We start from the raw sequence: 26,905 nt of genomic DNA on the forward strand, positions 1-26,905 counted from the left end.
GCTTGCTGTTGGCAAAGTAAAGTTCACTTCCACTTCACCGCTGCTGCCTGCTACTTGTGTGCCCAGCAGATTACCATCGGCATCGTAAACTTTTACAGTATCGCCAGAAGCAATATTTGTAGCTGTAACGGTTCCTTGGTTACCATCAATATCAGACAAATCAGCTGTCGGCGTTGGGGTTGCTGGAAGATCTACTCCGCTATATGGCAGGGTAGTGATTTCTTTTTCAGTTCCATTGCTGGTAACCGTAACGGTCAATTCGCCATCTGTGGTTGGGAATATGAAATTCACTACTGCTTGACCGTTGCTGCCAGCTGTTTGCGTACCCAGCAGGTTACTGTCGATATCATAGACTTTTACAATATCGCCAGCAACAATGTTGGTAGCTGTAACGGTTCCTTGGTTACCGTCGATATCAGACAAAGTAGCTGTCGGCGTTGGGGTTGCTGGAAGATCTACTCCGCTATATGGCAGGGTAGTGATTTCTTTTTCAGTTCCATTGCTGGTAACCGTAACGGTCAATTCGCCATTTGCTGTTGGGAAAGTAAAGTTAACTACTACTTCACCGCTGCTGCCAGCTACTTGTGTGCCCAGCAGATTACCATCGGCATCGTAAACTTTTACAGTATCGCCAGAAGCAATATTTGTAGCGGTAACGGTTCCTTGGTTACCATCAATATCAGACAAAGTAGCTGTCGGCGTTGGGGTTGCTGGAAGATCTACTCCGCTATATGGCAGGGTAGTGATTTCTTTTTCAGTTCCATTGCTGGTAACCGTAACGGTCAATTCGCCACTTGCTGTTGGGAAAGTAAAGTTAACTACTACTTCACCGCTGCTGCCAGCTACTTGTGTGCCCAGCAGATTACCATCGGCATCGTAAACTTTTACAGTATCGCCAGAAGCAATATTTGTAGCTGTAACAGTTCCTTGGTCGCCATCGACATCAGACAAATCAGCTGTCGGCGTTGGGGCTACCGGGAGAACTATTCCGCTATATGGCAGGGTAGCAATTTCTGTCTCTGGCTCACTGCCAGTTACGGTAACGGTCAATTCGCCGTCTGTAGTTGGGAATATGAAATTCACTACTGCTTGACCGTTTCCATCGGCTGTTTGTGTACCCAGCAGATTACTGTCGATATCATAGACTTTTACAATATCGCCGGCAACGATGTTGGTAGCGGTAACTGTTCCTTGGTTACCGTCTATAGTGGTCAGTTCTGCTGTTGGATCTGTTGTTGGGAATACGATTCCCTGATAATCGAAGCTGCGCACTGTTGTTTCTACTCCTCCAGAAGCCACTTTGGCAAAGAGTCGTCCCTGCGCTTTCAAGAATTTGAAGCTTACTGCTGCTTTACCGCTTCCATCTGCCGGAGCAGAACCAAGCAATTGATCGTCGTCATCATAGACCTTGGCAATATCACCTGCATTCATACCTGTTACGGTAATAACTGCCTGATCTCTCTGTTGGGAATCTACAACGATATCGGCTACTGGTGCGTTGGCTGGTGGGACTTCTTCAGCCACATACGTTACTTTAACTATATTGCTATCCATCTGATTGCGTGTCAGTTGTACCGATACCTCTCCGCCTCCCGGCAGCAGTTGAACCTGCAGCATTACCCAGCTAAATGAGCCAGCAATATCACTGCCCAGCAGCGTTCCATTCGCATCATAGACCCGAATCATATCGCCTTGCTGCAATCCCGTCACCTGGATGGTATCTTCGTTACCTGTCAAATTGTTAATACTGATGCTGGATGCGGACAATACTGGACCCGGCTCAGCTGCATATATTACATCTGTAGAGACGCTGGCCAGACCACTATGCTCTCTTGTAAAAGAAAGTGTACCGCCATACGGCTGCAGTGTCAGCCCAGCTGTAATATCGCCGTTGGTATCTGCTTTTTTGGTGCTGATCACATTATTGCTTTGATAAATGGTAACCAGGTCACCTGCTACCAGGTTCCGGATATTGACGTTATCCATATTTCCTTCATTATTCAAAATCGTAATATCTGACGCTGGAATCGGAGGTACGATTTCGGCTCCATACGCTACAGATACCGGATTACTTTCGATTCCCAGATAAGTTGTACTCACCTGTACAGCTCCGCCTGCCGGGATCAGGGTCAATCCAATGACCACCTTGCCACTGGCATCGGCTTTACCCGTACCCAGTACTTCATTATCCTGATAAACCGTAATGGCCTGATCTTCTTTGAGATCTGTTACAGTGACTATATCCTGATTGCCATAGTTATTCTGGGGTTGAACCTGACTTGCATCAACTGCGGGTACAACAATGGAACCGTAATTGATTTGTGCAGTCGGGCTCTCTACTGTATTGCGAACCAGACTGACGCCTACTACGCCGCCATTAGGAGCCAGATCCGTATTCACTGCAGCAACTCCATTGCTGTCTGCAGTACCTGTGCCCAGTAGTTCACCATGAGCATATACGTGAATGATATCGCCATTTTGCAGACCATTTACCGTTACTTTGGATGTGGCATTGATCAGATTCTCCACTTTGATTGCAGCTGGCAGAAGAGGATTGACTACCTCCGTGCTGTAGCTGACCAGTGTTGGAACACTTTCTACGCCATTTCGTACCAGAGCTACGCTAAGGCTACCACCAATAGGAAGTAAAGTTACGGGTACTTCCAGTGTCCCATCTGCTTGCAATTCGGCACTGCCGAGCAAATCTGCGCTGCCATATACTTTGACTACATCACCCTGTTTAAGACTACTGATTTGGACAATATCCTGACTGCCTGTGTTGTTATCGATATTTACACTCGCTACTGCAAGTGCTGGTACCATTTCTGCCGGATACAAGACTGGTGTTACGATACTCTCTACACCCTGCGAAGTTACACTGACACCGATCACACCACCTACAGGTACCAGTGCTGCGTTGATTACAGCTTGACCATTACTGCCTACAGTCGCTGTACCCAGTACTTTGCCGTTACCATATACTGTGATCAGGTTCCCTTGTGTCTGACCGGTAACTGTAACTGTATCGTTATTGCCGGAAGTATTGCTTACTGTAATATTGCCAGCTGACACAGGTGGTACCACAACTGCTCCATACGTGATAGAAGTAGCTGCACTCGCCAGACCATTACGCAGCAGCTCCACACTTAGACTTCCGCCCTGTGCATTTACACTAACCGGAATACTAACTGTTCCGGAAGCATTCGCAGTGGCTGTCCCAAGTACTGTACCATTGCCATATACTTTGACTACATCGCCATTATTCAAACCATTAATGCTTACATTCGTTGTTCCATTCAAAATAGGAGACAGGGAAATCTGATTGCTCAAAATAGCAGGAACAATCTCTGCTACATATACAACTGGTGTTGCCAAGCTCTCCACGCCTGCATGATTCACACTTACGTTGACTGAACCGCCTACAGGAAGCAGTTGTACAGGAATAGATACTTTCCCTTGTGCATCTACTGTACCTATGCCCAGTACACCTGTGCCGTCGTATACAGTCACTGTATCTCCTGCTGTCAGATTGACAGCAGCAACGACATCTGCATTTCCGGACAGATTTTTTACTTGGATATTACTGGAGAGAATCGCTGGCACTACAATAGATGGATAGTTAACCGTCGTTGTCGCGCTTTGCAGAATTCCCTGCTTTACACTGATATTTAGACTGCCACCAACTGGTTCCAGCAGAACAGGCAGTGTCAATGTATTGGTAACTGCCGGTGCAGTTGCTAGAACAGTACCATTGGCAGATACAGTGACGATATCTCCAATCGACAGATTTTTTACAGTCACCTGGGAAGTTCCGCCATACGAATTGGTAACCGTTACATTACCAGAAGCTACCGGCGGAATAATTTGAGCCGGATAACTGACTGGAGTTGCTGCGCTTTCTACACCGCTGCGCTTACGGGTCATATTAAGGTTGCCACCTTCCGGTGTCAGTGTTACGGCTACTGTAACCGAACCATTACTGTCTGCTGTGCCTGTACCAATCGCGCTCCCATTGGAGTAGACAGTCACCAGATCGCCTGCAGTCAGCCCAGTTACAGCTACTGTGTCCTGATTACCATATGAATTGCTTACACTGATATTGGCTGCCGGAATAGGGCTCAGTACAGCCGCCGTATAGATAAAGGAGGTCTTGGCACTCTCAGCTGTACCTCGCAGCGCGCTTACCTGAATGGTGCCGCCTGCTGGTACAAGTGCTGCCGAGACAGTTGCCTGTCCAGAAGCATTGACTGTACCCGTACCAAGAACTTCATTTTTATCGTTATAAATGGTAATGGTATCTCCCGGATTCTGACCGGTAATATTAATCGTCGAATTGCCACTGATTGCATTACTTACACTGATCTGTGCTGCGGTCGGTGGAGGTACTGCACCGATCACAGTGAAGGTTCCCTGTTGAGTCGCTTCCCCGATCGTAACATTCAGCAGATTTTTAACAGAAGCTCCAAAAGAGTAATTGCCTGCTGCAGGCAGTGTCTTGTTATTTAAAACTAGCGTATTGGAAGCTAACAAGTTGAGTCCCACTAAGGATGCGTTTAATGTTATTGTTCTTCCGTCACTACTGATTGCGTTCGCCGGAAGACTCGTTCCGTTAAACTTATCTGCTACAGTAGCTGTCAGTCCTGCAGGCAGTGTAAATACAGTACTTCCTGCCAGATTCAATTGAATACCGGGCGCATACGTAATTGTTAAATTAGTTTTCTGCCCTGCCACATTCTGTCCATTCGTTGAAGATATACCTAGTGTTCCATCTGCTGCCTGGACATGACCTGGCCAGCTGGAGAATACCAGAGCCACCACCAATAACATGGTAAACAGCGTATACCCTTTTTTCCTCATCTCTTTCTCCCCTTTTGCATGATGTCTTAGGTGCCATGCGAATAAAATGAAAGTATATTTACATGACGTATAACGTTACTTTCGCCTTTATTTTCAGTACGGATTATAGGTCTTTTCTCCTAATATAAGGTAATTATGTATGATTCTACTTTATTAGATTATTTACGACAAAAATAGAGCACAAAAAAAGACCACCTTATTTGCAAGATGGTCTTTCGTTTATACATTTGTACTTGTCCGTACAACTATAGCTCAATAAGGTAGAGTGTTGAGTTATCTACCCTATACTTTTATTAAATACTGCAGCAATCGCCTGCGCACGATCGGTTACACCCATTTTATTAAATATATTGGTCAAATGGTTCTTTACCGTATGCTCACTAATAAACAGGGTGGCTGCAATCTCTTTGTTACTGGACGCTTTGACAACCAGCTCCAGAACTTCCTTCTCCCGCGGAGACAGTCCAAACTGCTTCACAATCGCATCCAGTCCGCGGCCCTCTGCTCCTTCGGCGGTAAGAGTTTTGGTTGCCGGTGCTTTCTCTTCCACCAGATTGATTTCGGTCTGAAGCGTGTGTCTGCTCAGTACAAACAGACGGAATTGACTGACCAGTCCCTGATCTACACCATTAATCTGCAGATCATTTACCACACGCATATCATGATCCCCTGCTGTTGCAATAGCAAAAGCCAGTGCCATAATTTGTCCACCTTTGGAATAGGAACCGGTGCCAAGTATACTCTGGTCGTCCTGAATATGCTTGTAGTCTTCGATCATTTCTGCTTCCTGCTGGAATAAATGCGGGAAGCTGCGCAGCATTGAAGGATCGGTGCAAGACATCAGGCAGGCACGGCCAATAACTTCCGCTTCTTCCTTGATAATGCCGCCCCACATAGCAAATTCCTGTACAATTTTCTGGGCATCGGCTGTCAGCTGATAATGAGCGACATTCCATTCCCGAATAGCTTCATGCAAAATATGGGCAAATCGGTTGCTGTTCGACAAATACTGCTGTCGATCATGTACAGATTTCATCACAACACTGCCCATCATCGCCAGCGCCGACAGAATCTCGCGGCATTCTTCACCTTCCTGCTCATTGCTGACCGCAACGCACAGAACTGCTCTTGTCCGATCAGCGTAGACGATTGGATACTCCAGCATCAGCGAGAACGGCGTACTCGAATTAATGAAGGAACTCGCACCAGGTTTATCGCTATTATCGAGGTAGCGACGAGCTATGTCCTTGGCATACGTTTCGCCTTTGGGACTCTGCATTCCGCGCGCGACCATCTGTATTTTTCCATCTTCTGAAGAACGGTGTACTACAATGGATGCGGACGGATTCCACACCAGGTTCAGGCTCATGTCCACCAGCATGAACATGACACGCTGGATATCCTGCACCGATATAATCATGCGTGACAGCTCAATCAGCGGCTTAAAGCGCTGCAGCTGCTTTTCCATTTTCTCGTACGTAATATGATTGCCGATATACCAGCCCATCAGAGAGATCATTGTCTCTTCAAACTGCGGATTGATACTTGGGGTAGAGCGTTCTTTGAAACTCAGACCAAATAACAGTCCGTAGACTTCATTCTCATAACGAATCGGGAAACATTGTACTTCATAGACCGAATCCAACCCTTTTTGCTGGAAAAAGTGATTCCTGGGATCCCGTGATATATCTCTCCAGCGGCTCGGCTGCGGACTGAGTACCGCCTGTCCGAGGAAGCCTTCACCTTCATGAAATATTGACCCGCCCAGTGTACCCGAATTCATCCCCATACTATTCATAATCGTATATTTGCCCGGAGCGGTCTTGAGCGCAAATCCGAACACATCGGCCAGATCGCTGCTTGCCAGCACTGCTCTGGTAATCTCTTCAATCGGATTCCCGATATTCTGATCGGTAATCAATGTTTCATTGAGTGCATTCAGACGCTGAGTCAATCGATTTTCCTTAAAACTGGATTTCAAAATAAGCGATAGCGCTTTGGCAAATTTGGTAATCTTCTCACGCTTAAAAATCTCCTGATCCGGAGAAATTTCGCCAGTATTCTGAATCCAGCTACGCATTAACTCAATAAAGTCAGCAGGTGCACCGCTTTCCGGTTGCAAATAATTGGGATGCGTAATAATCGACTGCAGCGTCCCCTGCTGAATGAGTATACCGCCCCATACATACATGCCTGTATCGGATTGATCAACTGATACAGGAGCAATGAGCCATTTCACACCCGGTACCCATTGGTCGGACAAAATAGTATGACGGATGCCTTGCAGCTTATCGATCTCTGTTTTGAACATGTTTTGCAGTTCACTGCCATATTTGTCAAATACGGAGCCATCGTCAATATTAGAAGGAGCCGTTATCAGCTGACCCTCATGGTTGGTCACAAAGACCAGCAGATTGGTCAGCTGGGCATACGTATCCTGAAGTTCCTGGCAAATCTCTCTGGTGTCATTCATCATGTGAGTATCAATCATAAGCATTCAGATCCACTTCTGTCTGTATATAAGGAGCTTTATACCGATAGATCGCACGCATCCCCTGTCCATTCTTTTCCAGAATAGACATCTCCGCCAGACGGTTCAATGCTTGTTCCGTTACCTGCTGGCTGCGGCCAAGCCGCTTGGATAAGCCGCTGCTGGTCTCGATCGCATACGGGTTATTTTCAAAAAACAACGTGCATTCCATCTGTAATGTAATCACATCACTTTCTGCCACCATAAGGTCCCAATCCCTCCTTATATCAGTTGTACGAAAGGTTTCTCGGCTACATTTGCGATAATGTGTGGAGCAGATACACGTCCACTCGGAGATTTGGTTACCTGCAGATATTGGTAATTACCATCTACCCAGGTGCGAATCACACCATTACATGTGCGCTCAAGGAACGAAGCCGTTTCCGTACCAATCTCGGCAAAGTTGCAGTGTACTACAATGGTAATACCCAGTGAGCGCCACATCGACATCTCTTCCGCAAAATAACGAAGCAGGAAATCTTTTCCTCGCTCGGAAATAATCGTATTCAGATCATAATATACAAACCAGCGCTTGTCACACAAATCTTCACATTCAAAAATTGGATTCAGCCGCTCGTTAAGCACCTGTGCATATTCTTCATTGGTTACTTTATCCACACGAACAATAGCTTTCTCCAGATCCGCTTCCACTGCTCTGCGATAATGTTCAATAAAGAAAGCTTTTCCTTTGCGTGCTGCTTCTCGCAGTGATACACCGAATAGCTCGATTGTATCTGCAAAGGTATCCAGCGAGGTATTACCGGACATCATCGTCACCGTACAATCGTCATCTTTGATACGCTGGGAATAAATCGAAGACAGCAGATACCGGTAATTGGCTTTGCTGTTCGTATCAATCATAAATACGCTGCCTCGTGGAATACCACCTGCCAACAAATCATCCAGCGAATCGATACCGGTGGACAGCACTTCGGCTTCCCGAATCAGCATCTTGTCTTCCGCCATGGACAGAGAAGGCACAATATATACACCATTATGGATAAATTTGTAGGTATGTTCACCTTCCAGAATACGAGTGCCGCGCATTTTCAGCACTTCAATCGTCCGCTTGCGGTATTTATCCATCAGCGGTTTCAGGGACAGGCGTACAATACCATCACAGATATAATTCTCAAAAGGCATGCTCATACCTTCAAACTCAGAATATTCCCGAATAAAAAAGGACGTAAGCGAATGCTTGCGCATAATGTTACGGATGGAATACACATTCGTCCGTACGTGTTCTTCATCTCCCACCATTCTAAAAAGACTGATGCTGTCGATAACTACCCGCTTACAGCCGATCTCCCGGACAATCTGCTCGAACAGGCCATGAGGCTGGAGCATTTGTTCCAGCAAAATATCCGGTTCCATACAAATGACGCGCAGCTTGTTTTGCCTTTCCAGGTCCCGCAGATCCCAGCCAAAGCTGGTCATATCATCATAGATCTGCTCCGGAAGTTCCTCGAATGTAATATAAATTCCTGGTTCATCATGCTTAATCGCGCCCTCTACCAGAAATTGCATACCGAATGTTGTTTTGCCGGTTCCCGGTTCACCTTCCAGAATAACTACAGCTCCAGGCGGAACTCCACCATATAGAATATCATCCAGACCTGGTATACCTGTGTGAACAGCCTTCTTTTTCTGCATATATTGCTCCCTCCATCTGTAGAATATTTTAGTCAAGCAAGGGGTAGCTTTTCCTACGAAGATGACTGTACAGCAATTATAACAACCTATCATGGTTTGGAGAAAGGTATTTTCCATTTTTGTAGAAATAGAAAGGTGTTTAATCAATTATACCCTTTTTTTCCAATTATCAATGAGGTATTCACAATAAATTATTCTGCCCCGTTCCAGCGTCATCGATATTCTTCGATAGCTTCCCTGCTCAAAGAAAAAGCCGGAAACCATCCAAGATTTCCAGCTTTTGCCTTATATTATTGTTACGCACAATCGCAGTAAAAAGATTAAACTTTTTTACCTATTTTTTCATTATTATGATTGAGGCTCCAAAGCTTTCTTCAACTCATCGGAAGAATTGTTCCACCACTCTTCATTATGGCTGACCAGCAGCTGACGGAGAGCTGCTTTTGCTTCTTCATCCATTCCTTCCAGCATGACACGGCGTTTAATGGCATAGTCCAGCTTGTTCACATGCTCGGCGAGAATTTTCCAGCCTTTTTTCTCTTCTTCATTAATCCACATCTCACAGGCAGTCGCTCCCGCGTAATTAGCACCTTCTGCAAGTTTGTCTACGGCTACCCAGACCACCCAGACCTGACGGCCGCCTTCCACCTCTTCACGGTTTGGTGTAAACTTGATACCGCGCTCTACCTTGCTCTTCGCATGCATAGCGCCAATATCAATACGCGCTTCGCCACGATCTACTATTATAGGAGAAACATTATTCAGATTAATGGCACCTGCGCCAAATCCTTTATGTTTGCTGCTTTTGGTGCTGCTGCTGATAATATTAAGCGATACTGCTTTTTTACCCGGTTGGTTTTGTTCCATGAGTCTACTAACTTCCTCTCTGTATTGGATATATGAGTCATAACTGTTTATAATGGTAAAGTGAGTTTGTCCGGCTGTTTTCATTTATTACTGTACATAATAACATCATCATTATTGTAACGAATATTAGTTTAAAAGCCAACGAAAGTCGATTCCTGTCACTTTTTCAGAAAAAAAGAGATTTAATTGTCTCAAATGTATAAAGTTTACAAATTTATAACCGAAAAAGATTAAAGAACAGGCAAGCATAAGCCCAAATAAGTACGAACAGTCATCAAATGACAGACAAAGATTAAATTTTTTTAATAATTACAAAGCTGATAGTGACGGGCTTTCTCGCTTGCTAACGCATTCATTTACCAAGTTATCCTTAAAAAAGGATGAATAAACGTTTGCCAAAGTAAAAAACCTCTGTTAAAATAAATCCAGCGAGTTATTAGTAACAACTTTGTAAACTTTAACAATAAAGCTTGTAACTTTTGTCAGAAAAGATGAAATTTGTCGTGAATCGAATATGGACTACGGTGCAATCAATAAGTGTGAAGCCAAATTCCGTGGCACCGGGAAGCGGGGGAACCGTTTTGGGTGAATTGATCTTGTTTCGGAGGGATCATAGGGGAAACCTTCTACCGAATCCTTAAGCTAACCTCGCAGGCATTGGAAGGGGACAAATGATTTTGAATATGAAAAAGAAACTAACCGCCGCAGTAATGGGATTCGCAATTGCGTTTACTGTTATGGGGACTAGCAGTGCAAGCGCAAATTCCAAAATGGACCAGATCATCGAACCAGCCATGGGTACACCATATCGTATTGGTGGAACATCCTTCAGCGGTTTCGACTGCTCCGGATTTACTCAATATGTATTCGGTCAAATGAACATCGATCTGCCTCGTCAATCGACTTCTCAATACCAAGTCGGCGACGCTGTATCCAAAAATGATCTGCAAGCTGGGGATCTGGTATTCTTTAACACTACAGGGGCAGGCGTTTCTCATGTGGGCGTTATGGTAAGCAGCACTCAATTCGCACACGCTTCTACATCCAAAGGCGTACGAATTGATAATCTTGATATGGACTACTACCAAAACCGCTATGTGGGCGCTAAGCGTGTAATGAGCAACTTCTCTTACAGCAGCTATGCAGCCGAGTAATTAACAGCTATTCTATCTTTATATAGATTTCATTTACCAACCGTGAGAGATTCCCGCCAGAATCTTTTGCGGTTTTTTTATTGCTTATTTATAAGACGTAACAACCTGGGAATAGGTTACATATTTTGAGGAAATAATTACTATCATTTATAAGCCTACTGTTCAGGTAGTTATGTCTACTATATAGTACCCTGATCGTAATTATGGTAAACACTTTTTCCAGTAAAAATTAATATTTAATTTCTTTATACAAATGTGTTGGTTGCCCTAATAAAATGACCATCTGCCGGTTCCTGTTTATTTTGGATTATGAATAGTATTTCAATGTTAATGATTCTCTGCCGAAAAGCTTGAATGTCAACCGGACCACTTTTATAATTTGTAGTAAATACAAAGGATACGGTCTAAGCAAGCGAGATACCATTTATATACAAGGAGGAGATGCTGCTATGAGTCACCTTTCTACCCCTCATTTTCATACTGCTCCCCTCAATGAGCAGCAAGCTGCCGAAATATGCGAATGGGTGTATGAACCCCCTTATGATATTTACGGATGGATGTCCTGGGATCAGATGCAGGAGCTGGAGATCGAATTTGGAGATCCCGAACTGAGACAGCAGCAGTATCTGGCTGTATTGGATGCCAAAGAGGAATTAGCCGGATTTGCTCAGCTTTTCCCTTTACAACAGACTATTCGACTGGGTATAGGCATGCGGCCTGATCTATGCGGTAATGGATATGGTACAGAGTTTACGCTTGCAGTTGTGAGGACAGCTATTCAGCGAAATCCGGAGGCAGAGATTGATCTGGAGGTACTCACCTGGAATCAACGTGCCATTCGTACCTACCAAAAAGCAGGCTTTCATATTACCGATACGTATACACGGCGTACACCCGATGACATGAAGCCTTTTTATTGTATGGTGTATAACAAGCAGACTTCCTGAACCTATTTCCGGCAATAAAATTTGCCCATAGTAAAAAGCACAGTTCGCAGTCTATATGCTGCGAGCTGTGCTTTTTTGCGCGGGCCGCCAATATGCCGCGACCCTTGATTATATGATCCAACAGCGTATATATAAACGCACATTAATGATCGGTATTAGATCAGTGATACAAAAGTCATCTCTTCTTCACCAATCAGAATATTGATCCGGTGCGTATCCGGATCATGAATAACAATCCCACTGCCTACATGAATAACAGGCTCCGAACCCAATGCATAGAAGAGATCTTCTGCCAGCGCTTCCTGTACTTCGCGCTTCTCACTATCTTGAAGCGCTTTCCATTCTTCGGATTCCATATGAAAAAACATATAGCTGTCCGGTATCATATCCAGTGCTGCAGTCAGATCTGTCAGAATTTCCTCGTATTCGCGACCATGTTTAACTCCCATACCTTTCCTCCTTTCAACTGCTCATATTGTCACAATTGCCAACTTCTTTCCATTATAACTCAAAAAACTCTTAACAAAGTATCATATTCTGTCGATAAAAAAGTATCAGCTTTTTAAGTAACGCCATCATTCCATGGAAGAGAATGATGCAAGAAATAAACTATACTCATGGACGAGGTGTATTATGCAAATTTCAACAATTATTGGCCTGGCACTCGGGTTTCTATCCCTAGTTGTCGGGATGATCCTCAAAGGTGCTCCATTGGTCAGTCTGGTTAATAACCCGGCAGCTTACGTTATTATTTTCGTAGGTACTGCAGGAACCATCTTTATGGCCTTCCCAATGGTCGAAGTAAAACGTATTCCCAAGCTTTTCGGTATTATTTTCAAAGAAAAACCGCTTATGAGCAAAACTGAACTGGTAAAAATGTTCATGGATTGGGCTTCCATTACCCGCCGCGAAGGATTGCTGGCGCTCGAATCCAAAGTCGAAGAGATTGATAATACATTCCTTCGCAACGGTATGCGTATGATCATTGATGGTAATGATCAAGAGTTTGTTCAGGACGTTCTGATGGAAGATATTAATGCAACCGAAGAGCGTCACCGCTCCGGAGCTTTGATTTTCACCCAGGCTGGTATGTACGCTCCTACACTCGGCGTACTCGGTGCCGTTGTAGGTCTGATTGCTGCACTGGCTGACTTGAGTGATATGGGTAAACTGTCACACGCGATCGCCGGTGCGTTTATCGCAACCGTTCTCGGTATCTTCAGTGGTTATGTACTGTGGCATCCAATGGCCAATAAATTGAAGCGCCTATCGAAAATAGAAGTCGAAGTGAAGCTGATGATGGTCGAAGGACTTCTGTCTATTCAATCAGGCGTATCAACTATGGCCATTAGCCAGAAGCTGTCTGTATTCCTGACTCCTACGGAAGTTGCTGCTATGGACGCGGATGGAGGAGGTGGAACCAGTGAGCAAGAAGGGTAAACGACATGAACCCCATGAGGAACATGCCGACGAGAGCTGGCTGCTTCCCTATTCTGACTTAATGACTCTGCTGCTGGCCCTTTTCATTACGCTGTTTTCCATGAGTTCCATGGATGCTGCCAAATTCGAGCAGATGGCCCAGGCCCTTAGTGCTGCATTTTCTGGTGGTTCAGGTGTACTGAATGAGAATGCGATGGCTCCGACTGCCGGTAAAGTACCAAACAAAGATCCGCAGGATTCTACAGCATCTGCTGCAGCTGCTCCCTCGCAGGATACTTCCGCTTCTTCCAAGCAAAAACTGCGTGAACAGCTCAAAAAGCAGGAACAACAGGATCTGGAGAACCTGAAGCGCAAATTGGATAAGTATATCAAGGAAAATGGTCTGAAATCTCAATTGACTACCAAATTGAATCAGTCCGAATTGAGCATTACGATTAGCGATAATACCCTGTTCGCTTCTGGACAGGCTACCGTCAAAACCGATTCCCGCAAACTTGCCAAGTCACTCTCCACAATTCTGCAGGAGATTCCGAATTATGATGTCATTGTCTCCGGTCATACGGATAATGTACCGATCTCCAATTCTCGTTATACTTCCAACTGGAATCTGAGTTCGGACCGGGCACTTAATTTCATGCAGATTCTACTACTCAATAACAATCTGGATCCACGTAAATTCAGTGCGATCGGTTATGGTCAATACCGTCCGATTGCGAGCAATGATAATAATGTAGGCCGTGCCAAGAATCGTCGTGTTGAAGTCGCAATTGTCCGCAAATATGTAGACAATGATGTTAACCCTACGCTACAATCTCTAGCCAGTAATAAGTAACCAAGCATAAATTAGGCAATAACCTGCTTTTGAAAACAGGCAGATACAGAGCATTCTGTGTCTGCCTGTTTTTTTGATTTTCCGACTGACTCTTTGCTTATTACGATTGAAAAGAAACAAAGGATTGCCTACAATTATAGAAGGGCAAAAATAGCGATATTTCGACTTTTTTGACGATTTAATTGCGTATATTTATCCACAGAACGCTTACACAGCAAGGTTTTCCACAGCAAAATATAGTTATCCACAATTTTATCCACAAGCTGTTAACAACGAATATTTGTTCGATGTACAAGTACGATAAATCGCTATACCAAAAAGGAAGTGTTTTCAATTTTAATGGAACAACATACGCACTGGATGAGGGAAGCCATTCGAGAAGCAGAGAAGGCAGAACAGCTCGGGGAAGTTCCCATCGGTGCGGTTATTGTCAAAAATAATGAGATTGTCGGACGCGGTTATAATCTGCGTGAAACGACCCATGATGCAACCGCTCATGCCGAGATTCTGGCCATTCGGGAAGCAAGTGAATCGCTTGGTTCCTGGCGGCTATTGGATTGTACATTGTATGTAACGCTGGAGCCTTGTCCGATGTGCGCAGGTGCTATTGTGCAGAGCCGTATCCCTAATGTAGTCTATGGAACCATCGATCCCAAAGCCGGTTGTGCAGGTACTCTCATGAATCTGCTTCAGGAGCCGCGATTCAATCACCGTACCCAAGTGCTGGACGGTGTTCTGCAGGAAGAATGTGCCTGGTTGTTAACCCGCTTTTTCCGTGAACTGCGCTTGCGTCTCAAAAAGCCGAAGCCACTGCAGCCAGAGTAAAGGAGGTTCTAGCTATGTCGATTGAACTGTATAATGCTCGTAAAGGAATTCATATCCGTCAGCTTCAGCCGGATGATGCCAAATCCCTACTGGAGCTTCGTCTGCAAAGTCGTGAGGCGAACCAGCAGTATGAACCGCAGTACCCAAAGGACTTTTTCACCTTAGCCAGTCAGCTGGATCTGATTTATCGACGTCGTCAGGAGGCAGCTGAAGATCGCGCATATCTGTTTGGCATATTCATCACTGAGAATCAGGAGCTGATCGGTACTCTTTCGCTAAGTCATATCGTTCGCGGTGTAGGCCAGTTTGCCGAGATTGGATATTCGATGAGTCACCTTCAGCAGGGCAAGGGATATATGACTGTAGCTGTCGAGCTGGTACTGGAGTATGCTTTTCGCTCTCTTGGTCTGCATCGTATCCAGGCTGGCATTATTCCGCACAATATCGCTTCACGCCGTGTAGTGGAGAAATGCGGCTTCCAGGCAGAAGGAATCGCCCGCCAACTGGTTAAAATTAACGGCCAGTGGGAAGATCATCAGATCTATGCTATTCTTGCCAGTGATCTGGAGGAAAAGTCTTCTTCTATCTCCTACGAAGCACCTGTGTCGCTTTCCGATCCAAAGTCCAACTAAACTTGCTATTTAGCTTGAATCCGGCTGGTATGCTATATCCATGAATTAGGCATACCGCAGCACCGGGATTAAAGCACATTATACATTTTTCCTCAAAAGACAAAGCAAAAACCTCCCTGTTCGCCATGAACAGGGAGGTTTTTTTGAGACTGTTGAAGATACATATCTTTCTCCTACAGGCTGCTCTATTTATTCTGTGGATCTTAGTAACCCATTTCTTTTTGCAGCTGGTCCATGGTTACTACATCAGCACCTGTTGGGATGCCCAGAGTAAATGCTTGTTTTTCGTTGATTTTGGAATACTGGCTACTTCCTTCCAGTGCTACTTTAACATTTTCTTTGGTATCCGGATTAGCGAATACAGCATCCATTACCATTTGTTGATATACCGGGAAGTTATCATCGTTGATTGCTGTATTTACATGGAACTGGTTCAGTGTCATGTATTTATCCAGCTCATTTACGGATTTGGTAAATTCATTCTGGGAATCTTCCGATTGAAGCGACTTTTTCACTTCATCGATATCGGATTGTGTAATGTTCAGTGCAGAACGGTATTCTTCTTTGGACAGTACATCCAGTACAGCTGGCAGTGCCTGTTTTACAAAGATCGTTACTGCTTCTTTGGCATTTTCGTTGGTTACTGCGAACTGAACAACTTGCTTGGCATCTACGCCTTCAGGCAGAGCTGCATCTTTTTTATCTACATCTTTGAAGTATTTCGCTTGGTCGTATTTATCCAGTACTGCACTGGACAGCTCCTGGGACAGTTTTTGACTGGTTTGTACGCTTAGCGGTTTGTACTCCTGTCCTTCCATCTCAGCCAGTTCTTTCATGTCCAGCTTGAGGAATTTGCCGACTATCGTCTCTGGCAATGGCAGCATAGGGATTTGCGGGATTTTGACATACAGCGTGTCCTGCGTCATCACCATTGGAACTTTGATATTGATTGCGCCATCACTCAGATTAACGTTCATTGTCATTTCCGTTTGCATTGGGTTACTCTGATATGCACCGGTCATGGAGATCTGTGCATTTTTCAGTGTATTGGCAATCTGCGCATTGGTTGGATCTGTTGATGCTGCGCCGTCAGCAGATGTGAATGCCAGATTCGTAATTTTAAACTGGGTTGTCATTGCATACGATGTCATTTGTGCAGCATTGGTTACAGCTGCTTTTACGGCTGTTTTCGGTTCTTCTTTTTTCGTACAGCCTACCAGTGCCAGTGTGAATACCAGCAGGATCGCCAAAAGGCTTCCAGTCAATCTTTTGTTCATGTTGTTACCCCTTTCGTTTGTGTCCATCAATGAAGTATTGCTCCATGTCTCGCAAGCAAACGTTTTACGGACTCCGCATCCATGATAAACCATTTTGACAGTATTTTAAATGACAAACCTAAAATTGGTTGCAAATAATTGCAAAATGATCAAATTTCACCTGAAATTCGGCTTTTTACCGACCGATTCCAGATTTTGTTTCATGCAAAAGACGATGCAGGAATCTCTAGTGAATATCCCTTTTCTTAAAACGTCCACCTTTGACATCATGAATATTACCTACTGCCATAAACGCATTTCCGTCAAAATGATTGACGATTTCCTTGAGCTTGGCTTCCTCCAGTCGGGTAATGACACAGAAGATAACCTTCTTCTCTTCTCCCGAAAAGCCGCCTTCTCCGGATAAATAAGTAACCGTTCTACCCAACCGACTAATAATCGCATCGCCTATATCATGTGTACGTTCGCTGATAATCCATACCGACTTGGATTGATCCAGACCATCGATCGTAATATCAATGACCTTGGTCGCGATATAGTAGGCGATAATGGAATACATCGCTCTGTCCCAGCCAAATACGAATCCTGCTCCGCACAGAATAAATACGTTCAGGATCATTACAATTTCTCCTACAGAGAAAACCGTTCGCCGGGATAACAAGATAGCAATAATCTCTGTTCCGTCCAGGGAGCCGCCGGAGCGCAATACAAGCCCCGTACCCAATCCGAGAAACATGCCTCCAAATACAAAGGCCAGTACCGTTTCTTTGACAAAGGCTTCGACCGGATGTAGCAGCAGCGTGCCGGTCGACATGACGGTAATTCCCAGCAATGTAGACAATGCAAACGTCTTGCCAATTTGCTTGTAACCAAGAATCAGAAATGGAATATTGAGCAGAAACAGAAATACTCCCAGCTTCCATCCCGTCAAATAGGACATGATGATCGATATCCCTGTAATTCCGCCGTCTGTAATGTTGTTAGGTACCAGGAACAGCTCCAGTGCAGCGGCTACTGTGGCAGCCCCCAGAATAATCAGCAGCGAGCGAATCAGCGTACTTTTGAGTGAACGTCTTCCGTGTTCTACCGGTGTGAACTCGGATACCGGAGGTTGTTTTACAGCCATGGCTTTCCTCCTTTTTCTATGTACGTACTTTCATGCTATATGGTGGCAACTTTTTTCCAGCTGTCCGAAAATGCAAAACGTTCACCTTTATATTATGGCATAAAATGGATGATCATCCTATATAAATCAAGCTATCTGCCACAAAACACAAAAAAAGCCGCTCCTGTTAGGAACGACTTGGTTATTGTAGATGTATGGCGGAGAGGGTGGGATTCGAACCCACGTGGGCTTGCACCCTAACGGTTTTCAAGACCGCCCCGTTATGACCGCTTCGGTACCTCTCCATTAAATCCTAATATTGCACAACACAAGTATCATAACATACATCTTTGTACATGACAACTTTTATTTTGTTTTATTACCAATCACTTCTACACCGCGCATATAAGGACGCAGTACTTCAGGTACGATTACACTTCCGTCTTCCTGCTGGTAGTTCTCCAGAATCGCTGCTACGGTACGTCCTACAGCCAGTCCCGAACCGTTCAGCGTATGCACGAATTCTGGTTTGCCTTTGCTGTCTTTGCGGTAGCGGATGCTTGCACGACGCGCCTGGAAGTCCTCTACATTCGAGCAGGAAGAGATCTCACGGTACATATTGCTTTCCGGTAGCCATACTTCCAAATCGTACGTTTTGGCCGCACTGAAGCCCATATCAGCCGTACAGAGTGCCAGTACACGATAAGGCAGACCCAGCAGCTGAAGCACACGCTCGGCATTGGCTGTCATTTTCTCCAACTCTTCATAAGAAGTCTCCGGTTCAACCAGCTTGATCAGTTCGACCTTGTTAAATTGATGCTGACGAATCAGACCGCGCGTATCACGTCCGGCGGCACCGGCTTCAGAACGGAAACAAGAGCTGTACGCAACATAATGCTTGGGCAGATCTTCTTTGGACAGAATCTCTTCACGATGATAGTTGGTTACCGGTACTTCAGCTGTTGGGATCAGATAATAATCGGAATCCGTCAGTTTGAACAGATCCTCCTCGAACTTCGGCAGCTGTCCTGTACCTACGAGACTATCGCGATTAACAATGTATGGAGGAAGAATCTCTTCATACCCATGCTCTTCACTGTGCAGATCCATCATAAAGTTGATCAGCGCGCGCTCCAGGCGTGCACCCATGCCTTTATAAAAAGTAAAACGGGAACCTGTTACTTTGGCTCCGGCTTCAAAATCCAGAATACCCAGATCCTGAGCTACATCCCAATGTGCTTTTGGTGTGAAATCAAATTGACGGGGTTCACCATCACGTCGGATCTCTACATTATCGTCTTCCGACGCACCTACAGGTACACTGCTATGCGGCAGGTTGGGAATAGAGAGAGTCATTGCATCGATCTCTGTCTCGAGATTACGAATCTCCTCATCCAGTGCTTTGATCCGATCAGAGACCTGACGCATCTCCAGAATCAGTTCTTCGGCATCCTCTTTGTTCTTTTTGCGCTGAGCCACTTCTCCGGATACGGTATTCCGGCGGTTTTTCAGCTGTTCTGTCTCTTGCAGTAGTTCGCGGCGCTTGGTATCCAGTTCCGGGAAACCTGCGATCAGGTCCAGCGACTTACCACGATTTTGCAGCGCAGTAGCTACGCGATCATAGTCATTACGCAGTATTTTAACATCTAACATAAATAACCCCTCCTAATAAAATAACCTTAACTCCCGGTTCTCTTTTTCGCCGACAGGGCAGCTCTTCTGCAGCCACCTGTATAGGCGGTAATCTGCCGGAAGCGCAATACACTGTACCGGGCAAGCGAGAACTTGCCGCCATCCGCAGAGAATCAGGTTCTACCGGCGGAAGCTGCCAAGAGTTAAGGTATGGTCAATCCTGTATATTCCTGTTTGCATACATTTCTCTATACATCATAAGTCTAATAGTCCATCCTGTAATGCGTTAATAAGCCATTTATTGGGCAGTAGCCAGAGACTGTGCCACCATATCCACAAAGTACTGATGAAGACGATAATCATCGGTCAATTCGGGATGGAAAGAGCAGGCTAGCAGGTGTCCTTGTCTTGCTGTGACAATCTCATCGTGATACACAGAGAGTACTTCGACTCCTTCGCCAACGTCCTGGATAAGCGGTGCACGGATAAATACCGCACGGATCGGCTCATCAATTCCTTTAACATCCAGATCGGTCTCGAAACTCTCACGCTGTCTGCCAAACGCATTACGGGATACGGTCATATTCATCAGGGACAAATGTGCCTGATCGTGACCGGCAATTCGTTCCGCCAGTACAATCAACCCGGCACAGGTACCGAACAAAGGCTTACCCTGAGCAGAAAACTGCTGCAGTGCTTCAATAAAGCCGTATTGGCGCATCAGCTTGCCGATCGTTGTGCTCTCTCCACCGGGAATAACGATCCCGTCGATCTCTTCCAGCTGCTCAACACGCTTGACAGTAACAGCTTCCGCTCCTGCCAGCTGAAGACTTCGGATATGCTCTGCAACGGCACCCTGTAGTGCCAAGACACCGATTTTCATATGCAATCCTTCTTTCTTACCAGCCGCGATCCTGCATGCGCTCACCTGGAGTTAATTTGGAGATTTCAATACCTTTCATTGGAGCACCCAGATTTTTGGATACTTCTGCGATCAGCTTGTAATCATTATAGTGCGTAGTAGCCTCTACAATCGCACGGGCGAATTTCTCAGGACTGTCGGATTTGAAAATACCGGAACCTACGAATACACCGTCAGCACCCAGATGCATCATCAATGCTGCATCCGCCGGTGTTGCCACGCCGCCTGCCGCAAAGTTAACGACTGGCAGTTTGCCGTTCTCGTGTACGCCGATCAGCAGATCATAAGCAACACCCAGGTTTTTCGCTTCCGCGTACAGTTCATCTTTGGACATGTTCTGTACTTTGCGAATCTGGCTGTTGATATGACGCATATGACGTACCGCTTCTACGATATTACCGGTTCCCGGTTCGCCTTTGGTACGGATCATGGATGCACCTTCACCGATACGACGCAGTGCTTCTCCCAGATCTTTGGCACCACATACGAATGGTACTGTAAAATCATGTTTATCAATATGGAATACTTCATCAGCCGGAGTCAATACTTCACTCTCATCAAGGTAATCGACACCCAGTGATTCCAGTACTTTAGCTTCTACATAGTGACCAATACGTGCTTTGGCCATAACAGGAATGGAGACCACTTTCATAACTTCTTCTACAATGGTAGGATCAGCCATACGTGCTACTCCACCGGCAGCGCGAATATCAGAAGGTACACGCTCGAGAGCCATAACCGCTGTAGCACCAGCAGCTTCGGCTACTTTTGCCTGCTCCGCATTCATGACGTCCATAATGACGCCGCCTTTTTGCATTTCTGCCATACCTCTTTTAACTCTCGATGTACCAGTTTCCATGTCCATGCCTCCTGATTATTTCTATAAGCATTGTGCATAGCATAATGCTGACTTCCTGATAATGATGTGATTCCGTCAGCTTACGCCATGGAAGTCATACGCACTGCCAGCGCGGATTGCAGGACAGAATCTAACTCATAATTTTACATGACACTTCTGCAATATACAATACATTTACTTCGAGCAGGTAAAGTGAAAAAGCGGCTATGAAAGAAAAACAGAACGTCTTTCCAATACACACTGTACATCTATTTCACAGCATGGTACAGGTTCAATTAGAACATATTTTTAACAGAATCGAACAGATCGCCAAACAGATCACCGATCGAGCGGAAGAACAAGCGCAACCAGCTTCCTTTTTCGACGGGTTCAGCAGCAATCAGGTTAACCGTAGTGACCTGATCCTGAGCGATACTGTCGTTTTTGTAAGTGTATGTGATTGTTCCAAGCGCTTTGCTTGCTGCGATTGGAGCAGTGCGTGCTGCTTCATCAGATTGAGCTACAGTGTACGTTACGTTTTTTGGCTCTGTGCCTTTTGGTACGACTACGTTAACAGCCGCATCGGTAACAACAGGCACTTCTGTTGCTGCACCTTTGACTACCGGAATAGTAGCTAGACCAGATACAGCGGATTTTGCACCAATGATTTGTTTGACTTCAAAGTTATCAAAGCCATAATCAAGCACTTTTTTGGTTTGTTTGAAGCGTTCTGCTTCCGTTTCCGCTCCCATAACGACACTGATCAGACGCATGCCATTACGTTCAGCTGTTCCTGTAAAGCATTGCTTGGCTGCTGCGGTGTGACCTGTCTTCAAACCATCCAGACCTGGATAAGCGTATGCTTTGAAGTTGGTGATGGATGAGTTGGATTCCAGCATCCAGTTCCAGTTCACTACAGGATCTTTATCTGTCGGACGGAATTTGAAGGATTGAATACTGGTCACGTCGCTAAAATCAGGATGATCATCAACAATATGACGAGCCAGAATCGCTGTATCCATTGCCGACATTATCGTTTCTTTACCATCATCCGGACGGCTTGCTTCCGGCATATCTGCGATATTTAAACCAGTCGCGTTGGCAAAGTGAGCTGTTTTCATACCAAATTCTTTGGCTTTGGCATTCATCAATTTAACAAAATCTTTCTCTGTACCGCCAATTTGTTCAGCCAATGCTACAGAAGCATCATTGGCTGATCCAATTGCCATAGCCTTATACAAGTCCAGTACAGTATGCTTATCACCTGCTGCAAGGAACACACGTGAGCCGATTTGAGCAGCAGCATTTTCAGATACGGTTACCACATCGTCCCATTTCAGCTTGCCTTGTTTGACATAGTCAGACACCAAGTATTCTGTCATCATTTTGGACATACTTGCTGGTGGTAGAGCTTCATCGCTATTGATAGACAACAAAATTTTACCGGTTGATGCTTCCATCAATACGGCAGATTTCACCTGTAATTCAGGTGCTTTGATATTAGATACAGCTCCTGTTTTGGTATCAGTAGCCGCTGTGGATTTGGTATCTGCGGCCTTCGAATTGGTAGCAGCTGCTGCCATAGCAGTTGTAGGAATAATCGTGGACATACAAAGCATATTTACAAGCATCAGTGATGCTACACTTTTTTTGATCAATTGACGTTTCGACTTCTTACCTTTTTGCGTTAATAACTTGCGTTCCAATGTATTAATGCTCCCCTCAAAGTCATAGCTTATGTTGTTCATGTAATATACAGTATTCGGCGTTTATGCATTTTAATGATGCAATCATCGGTAAATCTCCAGATCCGAATGATTACAGTCATCTCTTCCCGGATAATTCAGCTATTCAATAGACTACATAATAATCTATTTTGTAAAATAGCTGCTTATGTAACAGGCATAACATACGGAAAAGCCCAATATCACAATGACTTTCTAATTTTAGCACACGCCGCCATGCAAAAAAAGACAAGCTTGCTGAAAATCACAAGCTTGTCCGAACGTCAATAAAAATATAAAACGCCAGCCAGGTCGCTTAATCAAATTTTGTAACAAAAAGAGAATATATGGAACGTGTCTACTTCTTCTATATCACTTTTGCTACATCATTTTATGAATATGACCTGACTGACTATTTAAATTTCATTTCAGCTGCTGTCCATATAAATGCTGTTCATCACAAGTAGTCAGTACTGCTCTGCTAATAATAGCTCTCTTGTGCTGAGATTCTATTACAGAGAGTAGTTTGGTGCTTCTTTTGTAATTTGAATATCATGCGGATGGCTTTCGCGCAGACCTGCACCGGTAATGCGAACAAATTGTGTATCATTGCGCAGCTCGGACAGATCGGCTGTACCGCAATAACCCATACCTGAACGCAATCCACCAATCAGCTGATGAACCGTATCGGACAATGGTCCTTTGTAAGCTACACGGCCTTCAATACCTTCCGGTACGAGTTTTTTGTCATCATCTTGGAAATAACGATCTTTACTGCCCTGCTTCATCGCAGCCATGGAACCCATGCCACGATATACTTTGAAACGACGACCCTGATAGATCTCGGATTCGCCCGGGCTTTCTTCCGTACCGGCAAACATACTTCCCAGCATAACCGCATCAGCGCCTGCTGCCAGTGCTTTCGTAATCTCGCCAGAGTACTTGATACCTCCATCGGCAATGATCGGCACGCCATATTCACGAGCCACGGTTGCACAGTCATAAATAGCTGTAACCTGTGGTACGCCAATACCTGCGATAACACGAGTTGTACAAATCGATCCTGGACCAATACCTACTTTGACAACCGAAGCGCCTGCTTGAATCAGATCGCGCGTAGCTTCACCTGTAGCTACGTTGCCCGCTACAATTGTCAGTTCAGGGAACATGGAACGCAGCTTACGAACTGCATCCAAAATATTAATATGATGACCATGTGCAGAATCAACCACGAGCATATCAACACCCGCTTTAACCAGTGCTTCGGAACGTGCAAAAGCGTCCTGAGATACACCTACAGCTGCACCGACCAGTAGACGCCCTTGAGCATCTTTCGCTGCATTTGGGAATTGGATCGCTTTTTCGATATCTTTGATGGTAATCAGACCTTTGAGGATATTATTCTCATCCACCAGAGGCAGTTTCTCGATTTTATGCTTTTGCAGCAATACTTCCGCTTCCTGCAAAGTAGTACCTACCGATGCAGTAACCAGATTTTCGCTGGTCATCACTTCACTGATTTTCATATTGTAATCATGAATAAAACGCAGGTCACGGTTTGTAATGATACCAACCAGTGTATTATTTTCATCTACAATAGGTACACCGGAGATGCGATATTTAGCCATTACTGCTTCAGCATCAGATACCATTTTGTCCGGAGTCAGAGAAAATGGATTAGTGATAACGCCGCTTTCGGAACGTTTTACGCGATCCACTTCTTCTGCCTGTTGTTCAACTGACATATTTTTGTGGATGACGCCAATGCCGCCTTCACGTGCCATAGCGATAGCCATTGCAGCTTCCGTTACTGTATCCATCCCTGCACTGATCAGAGGGACGTTCAATTTTACATTTTTACTTAGTGTTGTAGCGACACTCACTTCTTTTGGCAATACTTCAGACTTACGCGGCACTAACAAGACATCATCAAATGTTAGTCCTTCTTTAGCAAATTTTGTTTCCCACACGAGGATGTTCCTCCCTTTATTTGATTTGATTCCTATTGTACTGAATAACTCATTCCGCTCGCCTACTCTGTACAGACTTCCAGGATCATCTATAACAAACCCTCTGAAATCTTCCGTTAAAGCTATTTTCAGAAGTATTCAATCAACCGGATACTCTATTAAAACCCTTAAATATCAAGGAAATGTACGCCTTGAAAATAAGTTTCTGAAAATATATTATTGCCATCTTAGCAAAGGGGTTATAGGCTGTCAAGAATGTTCGGGGAATATCGCTTAATTCCAAGTCTTTGCTCTTATAAGGAGTACTTTTGTCCACTCTCCAAGGACATTCCTGTTCATAATTCTTTTATGTATCTAAAGCGTATCATTTTTGTGGCGTTTATAATTATTCTATAGCCACTCCGTGTTTGTCCTAACTTAGCTACCTCTATATGTATTCTTTGCTAATTCTTTGATAATTCTTTACTCGTTCTTTATGAACTCTTTACTTGCTCTTTATGAGCTTTCATCGACTTTTTTTGTATTTTATTTATGCTCTATCTATGTTGCATCTCATTTTTAGTATAATCCTGTTTATCTCTCGTCTTTCCACCTCTATTTTGATTTTTACCTTATGATATTTTCCATTTATCATTAATGAACTACAAATCATAATCCAGCTCATAACTTTTACTAAATAATTCATTATACATGTATTATCATAAAAACACTTTCAAATTACTTCACTACCATTCCCAATTAAAAGTTTATCCAATTTTTTTCCATAATTATGAATAAGCACTATAATATTGGGTACTTTATAAACAAACCACTTTAACCTCGAAAGGAGTTTGATTATGAAAAAGGGTATTGCTTCTTTACTCGTTGGATCTGCTCTATTGATTGGTACAGGTACTGGTGCATTGGCGGCTACGAACATGGAGGAAGTAACTGCATATTTGAATGATCAAATCAAAGTAGAAGTAAATGGAAATCCAGCAGCATTGCAAACAGCTAATGGTACTGAGGTAACACCTCTTACCTATAACGGTACAACTTATCTTCCTGTTCGTGCAACAGCCGAGCTTATGGGAGCCAATGTCGTATATAATGCTGCTACAAGTACAGTTCAACTCACTACTGCTACAGGAAATACGTATGCAGGTAATGCTGCTTCAACGGGCACCACTGATACCAATGGTACTACAAATAATATGAGTGGAACTACTACAGCTCCTGCTACAGATACAACTAATAATGCAGGTACAACTAATAATGCAGGTACAACAAGTACAAATACGGATACTACTGGCACTACTAATTCATTTACTGAGACCACTAATAGTGGTACTGTAAATGGCAATGGCGGTACTGTAGATTCTACTACAGGCGGTGAAGTAGAAAGTCCTGCATCTGGAACAAATGTAGATTCTACAACTGGTGGATCTACTAACCCGAGCCAGGATGACGATTCTATAGGCGAAGATAATTAATATATCCTATTTAGTTCCGATGATATTATAAATAAATGAAATATGAAGTGGTTAAATATACTTCAAAATTTCAATTGACTACTAATTAGTACCACAATAAGGCTCTTTCCTGATGGAAAGAGCCTTATATTTATAATCTTATTTAAAAAATATATACCTATATCTGCCCAAAATTACGAAAAATCTATATAAGCTTACAAAAGCCAACAAAAAAGACGCTATCCAGTG

General features: G+C 44.3%; 20 protein-coding genes, 1 tRNA gene and 1 riboswitch. Of the genes, 7 read left to right on the forward strand and 14 right to left on the reverse strand.

Features of this window, described 5'->3' with window-relative positions; all coding sequences use genetic code 11:
- The 5 genes from H065_RS26680 to H065_RS0124155 all read right to left on the reverse strand — a co-directional run.
- Positions 1-4,857 (reverse strand): BslA/BslB family hydrophobin (locus tag H065_RS26680; protein ID WP_017815676.1); only part of this gene is annotated, 4,857 nt, incomplete at its 3' end.
- A 277-nt stretch (positions 4,858-5,134) separates the two neighbouring features.
- Entirely contained in the window at positions 5,135-7,333 is a 2,199-nt protein-coding gene (locus H065_RS28505) for a response regulator transcription factor (protein ID WP_274517946.1), read from the reverse strand.
- Positions 7,334-7,340: 7 nt separating this feature from the next.
- A complete protein-coding gene (locus tag H065_RS0124145) occupies positions 7,341-7,592 on the reverse strand; it encodes a hypothetical protein (protein WP_017815678.1) in 252 nt (83 codons plus the stop codon).
- A gap of 17 nt (positions 7,593-7,609) precedes the next feature.
- Positions 7,610-9,040 carry an ATPase domain-containing protein gene (locus tag H065_RS0124150; RefSeq protein ID WP_017815679.1) on the reverse strand — a complete coding sequence of 477 codons (1,431 nt, stop codon included), beginning with the start codon at positions 9,038-9,040 and terminating at the stop codon, positions 7,610-7,612.
- A gap of 348 nt (positions 9,041-9,388) precedes the next feature.
- Positions 9,389-9,907: a YwhD family protein gene (locus H065_RS0124155; protein WP_017815680.1), complete on the reverse strand. Its 519-nt coding sequence runs from the start codon at positions 9,905-9,907 to the stop codon at positions 9,389-9,391.
- Positions 9,908-10,440: 533 nt separating this feature from the next.
- A riboswitch (cyclic di-AMP (ydaO/yuaA leader) is annotated at positions 10,441-10,579 on the forward strand.
- Between the two features lie 11 nt (positions 10,580-10,590).
- Here H065_RS0124155 and H065_RS0124160 point away from each other — a divergent pair.
- On the forward strand, positions 10,591-11,061 hold the full coding sequence (locus H065_RS0124160) for a C40 family peptidase (RefSeq protein WP_026136421.1): 471 nt from the start codon (positions 10,591-10,593) through the stop codon (positions 11,059-11,061).
- Positions 11,062-11,510: 449 nt separating this feature from the next.
- On the forward strand, positions 11,511-12,008 hold the full coding sequence (locus H065_RS0124165) for a GNAT family N-acetyltransferase (RefSeq protein ID WP_017815682.1): 498 nt from the start codon (positions 11,511-11,513) through the stop codon (positions 12,006-12,008).
- Between the two features lie 155 nt (positions 12,009-12,163).
- Here H065_RS0124165 and H065_RS0124170 read toward each other — a convergent pair whose 3' ends face one another.
- Entirely contained in the window at positions 12,164-12,457 is a 294-nt protein-coding gene (locus tag H065_RS0124170) for a hypothetical protein (protein ID WP_017815683.1), read from the reverse strand.
- Between the two features lie 184 nt (positions 12,458-12,641).
- Here H065_RS0124170 and motA point away from each other — a divergent pair, with 184 nt between their 5' ends.
- From motA to H065_RS0124190, 4 genes are all read left to right on the forward strand, one after another.
- Positions 12,642-13,448: a flagellar motor stator protein MotA gene (gene motA / locus H065_RS0124175; RefSeq protein ID WP_017815684.1), complete on the forward strand. Its 807-nt coding sequence runs from the start codon at positions 12,642-12,644 to the stop codon at positions 13,446-13,448.
- A complete protein-coding gene (gene motB / locus H065_RS0124180; protein ID WP_017815685.1) occupies positions 13,432-14,280 on the forward strand; it encodes a flagellar motor protein MotB in 849 nt (282 codons plus the stop codon). The genes motA and motB overlap by 17 nt, the downstream gene beginning before the upstream one ends.
- Positions 14,281-14,619: 339 nt before the next feature.
- On the forward strand, positions 14,620-15,105 hold the full coding sequence (tadA, locus tag H065_RS0124185; RefSeq protein WP_017815686.1) for a tRNA adenosine(34) deaminase TadA: 486 nt from the start codon (positions 14,620-14,622) through the stop codon (positions 15,103-15,105).
- 14 nt (positions 15,106-15,119) lie between these two features.
- Positions 15,120-15,737, forward strand: a complete 618-nt coding sequence (locus H065_RS0124190) for a GNAT family N-acetyltransferase (protein WP_017815687.1) — start codon at positions 15,120-15,122, stop codon at positions 15,735-15,737.
- A 203-nt stretch (positions 15,738-15,940) separates the two neighbouring features.
- Here H065_RS0124190 and H065_RS0124195 read toward each other — a convergent pair whose 3' ends face one another.
- The 8 genes from H065_RS0124195 to guaB form a co-directional block, all read right to left on the reverse strand.
- The gene (locus tag H065_RS0124195) at positions 15,941-17,014 is read right to left on the reverse strand and encodes a hypothetical protein (RefSeq protein WP_017815688.1); all 1,074 of its coding nucleotides are present in this window, start codon (positions 17,012-17,014) and stop codon (positions 15,941-15,943) included.
- 226 nt (positions 17,015-17,240) lie between these two features.
- A complete protein-coding gene (locus H065_RS0124200; protein ID WP_017815689.1) occupies positions 17,241-18,140 on the reverse strand; it encodes a YitT family protein in 900 nt (299 codons plus the stop codon).
- A gap of 195 nt (positions 18,141-18,335) precedes the next feature.
- A tRNA-Ser gene (locus tag H065_RS0124205) sits at positions 18,336-18,424 on the reverse strand.
- A gap of 61 nt (positions 18,425-18,485) precedes the next feature.
- A complete protein-coding gene (gene serS / locus H065_RS0124210; protein WP_017815690.1) occupies positions 18,486-19,772 on the reverse strand; it encodes a serine--tRNA ligase in 1,287 nt (428 codons plus the stop codon).
- A gap of 277 nt (positions 19,773-20,049) precedes the next feature.
- Positions 20,050-20,634 (reverse strand): pyridoxal 5'-phosphate synthase glutaminase subunit PdxT, encoded by a 585-nt coding sequence (gene pdxT, locus H065_RS0124215; protein ID WP_017815691.1) that lies wholly within the window; start codon positions 20,632-20,634, stop codon positions 20,050-20,052.
- A gap of 16 nt (positions 20,635-20,650) precedes the next feature.
- Positions 20,651-21,532 carry a pyridoxal 5'-phosphate synthase lyase subunit PdxS gene (pdxS, locus tag H065_RS0124220; protein WP_017815692.1) on the reverse strand — a complete coding sequence of 294 codons (882 nt, stop codon included), beginning with the start codon at positions 21,530-21,532 and terminating at the stop codon, positions 20,651-20,653.
- A 275-nt stretch (positions 21,533-21,807) separates the two neighbouring features.
- Positions 21,808-23,142, reverse strand: coding sequence for a D-alanyl-D-alanine carboxypeptidase family protein (locus H065_RS0124225; RefSeq protein WP_231584403.1), 1,335 nt, complete (start codon positions 23,140-23,142; stop codon positions 21,808-21,810).
- Between the two features lie 605 nt (positions 23,143-23,747).
- The gene (gene guaB / locus H065_RS0124230; RefSeq protein WP_017815694.1) at positions 23,748-25,205 is read right to left on the reverse strand and encodes an IMP dehydrogenase; all 1,458 of its coding nucleotides are present in this window, start codon (positions 25,203-25,205) and stop codon (positions 23,748-23,750) included.
- 836 nt (positions 25,206-26,041) lie between these two features.
- Between guaB and H065_RS27250 the strand changes: the two genes are divergently transcribed.
- Complete coding sequence (locus H065_RS27250) at positions 26,042-26,677, forward strand: stalk domain-containing protein (protein WP_017815695.1); 636 nt, start codon at positions 26,042-26,044, stop codon at positions 26,675-26,677.
- Positions 26,678-26,905: the final 228 nt, after the last annotated feature.

Source organism: Paenibacillus shenyangensis, assembly GCF_000346635.1.
GTDB lineage: Bacteria > Bacillota > Bacilli > Paenibacillales > Paenibacillaceae > Saccharibacillus > Saccharibacillus dauci.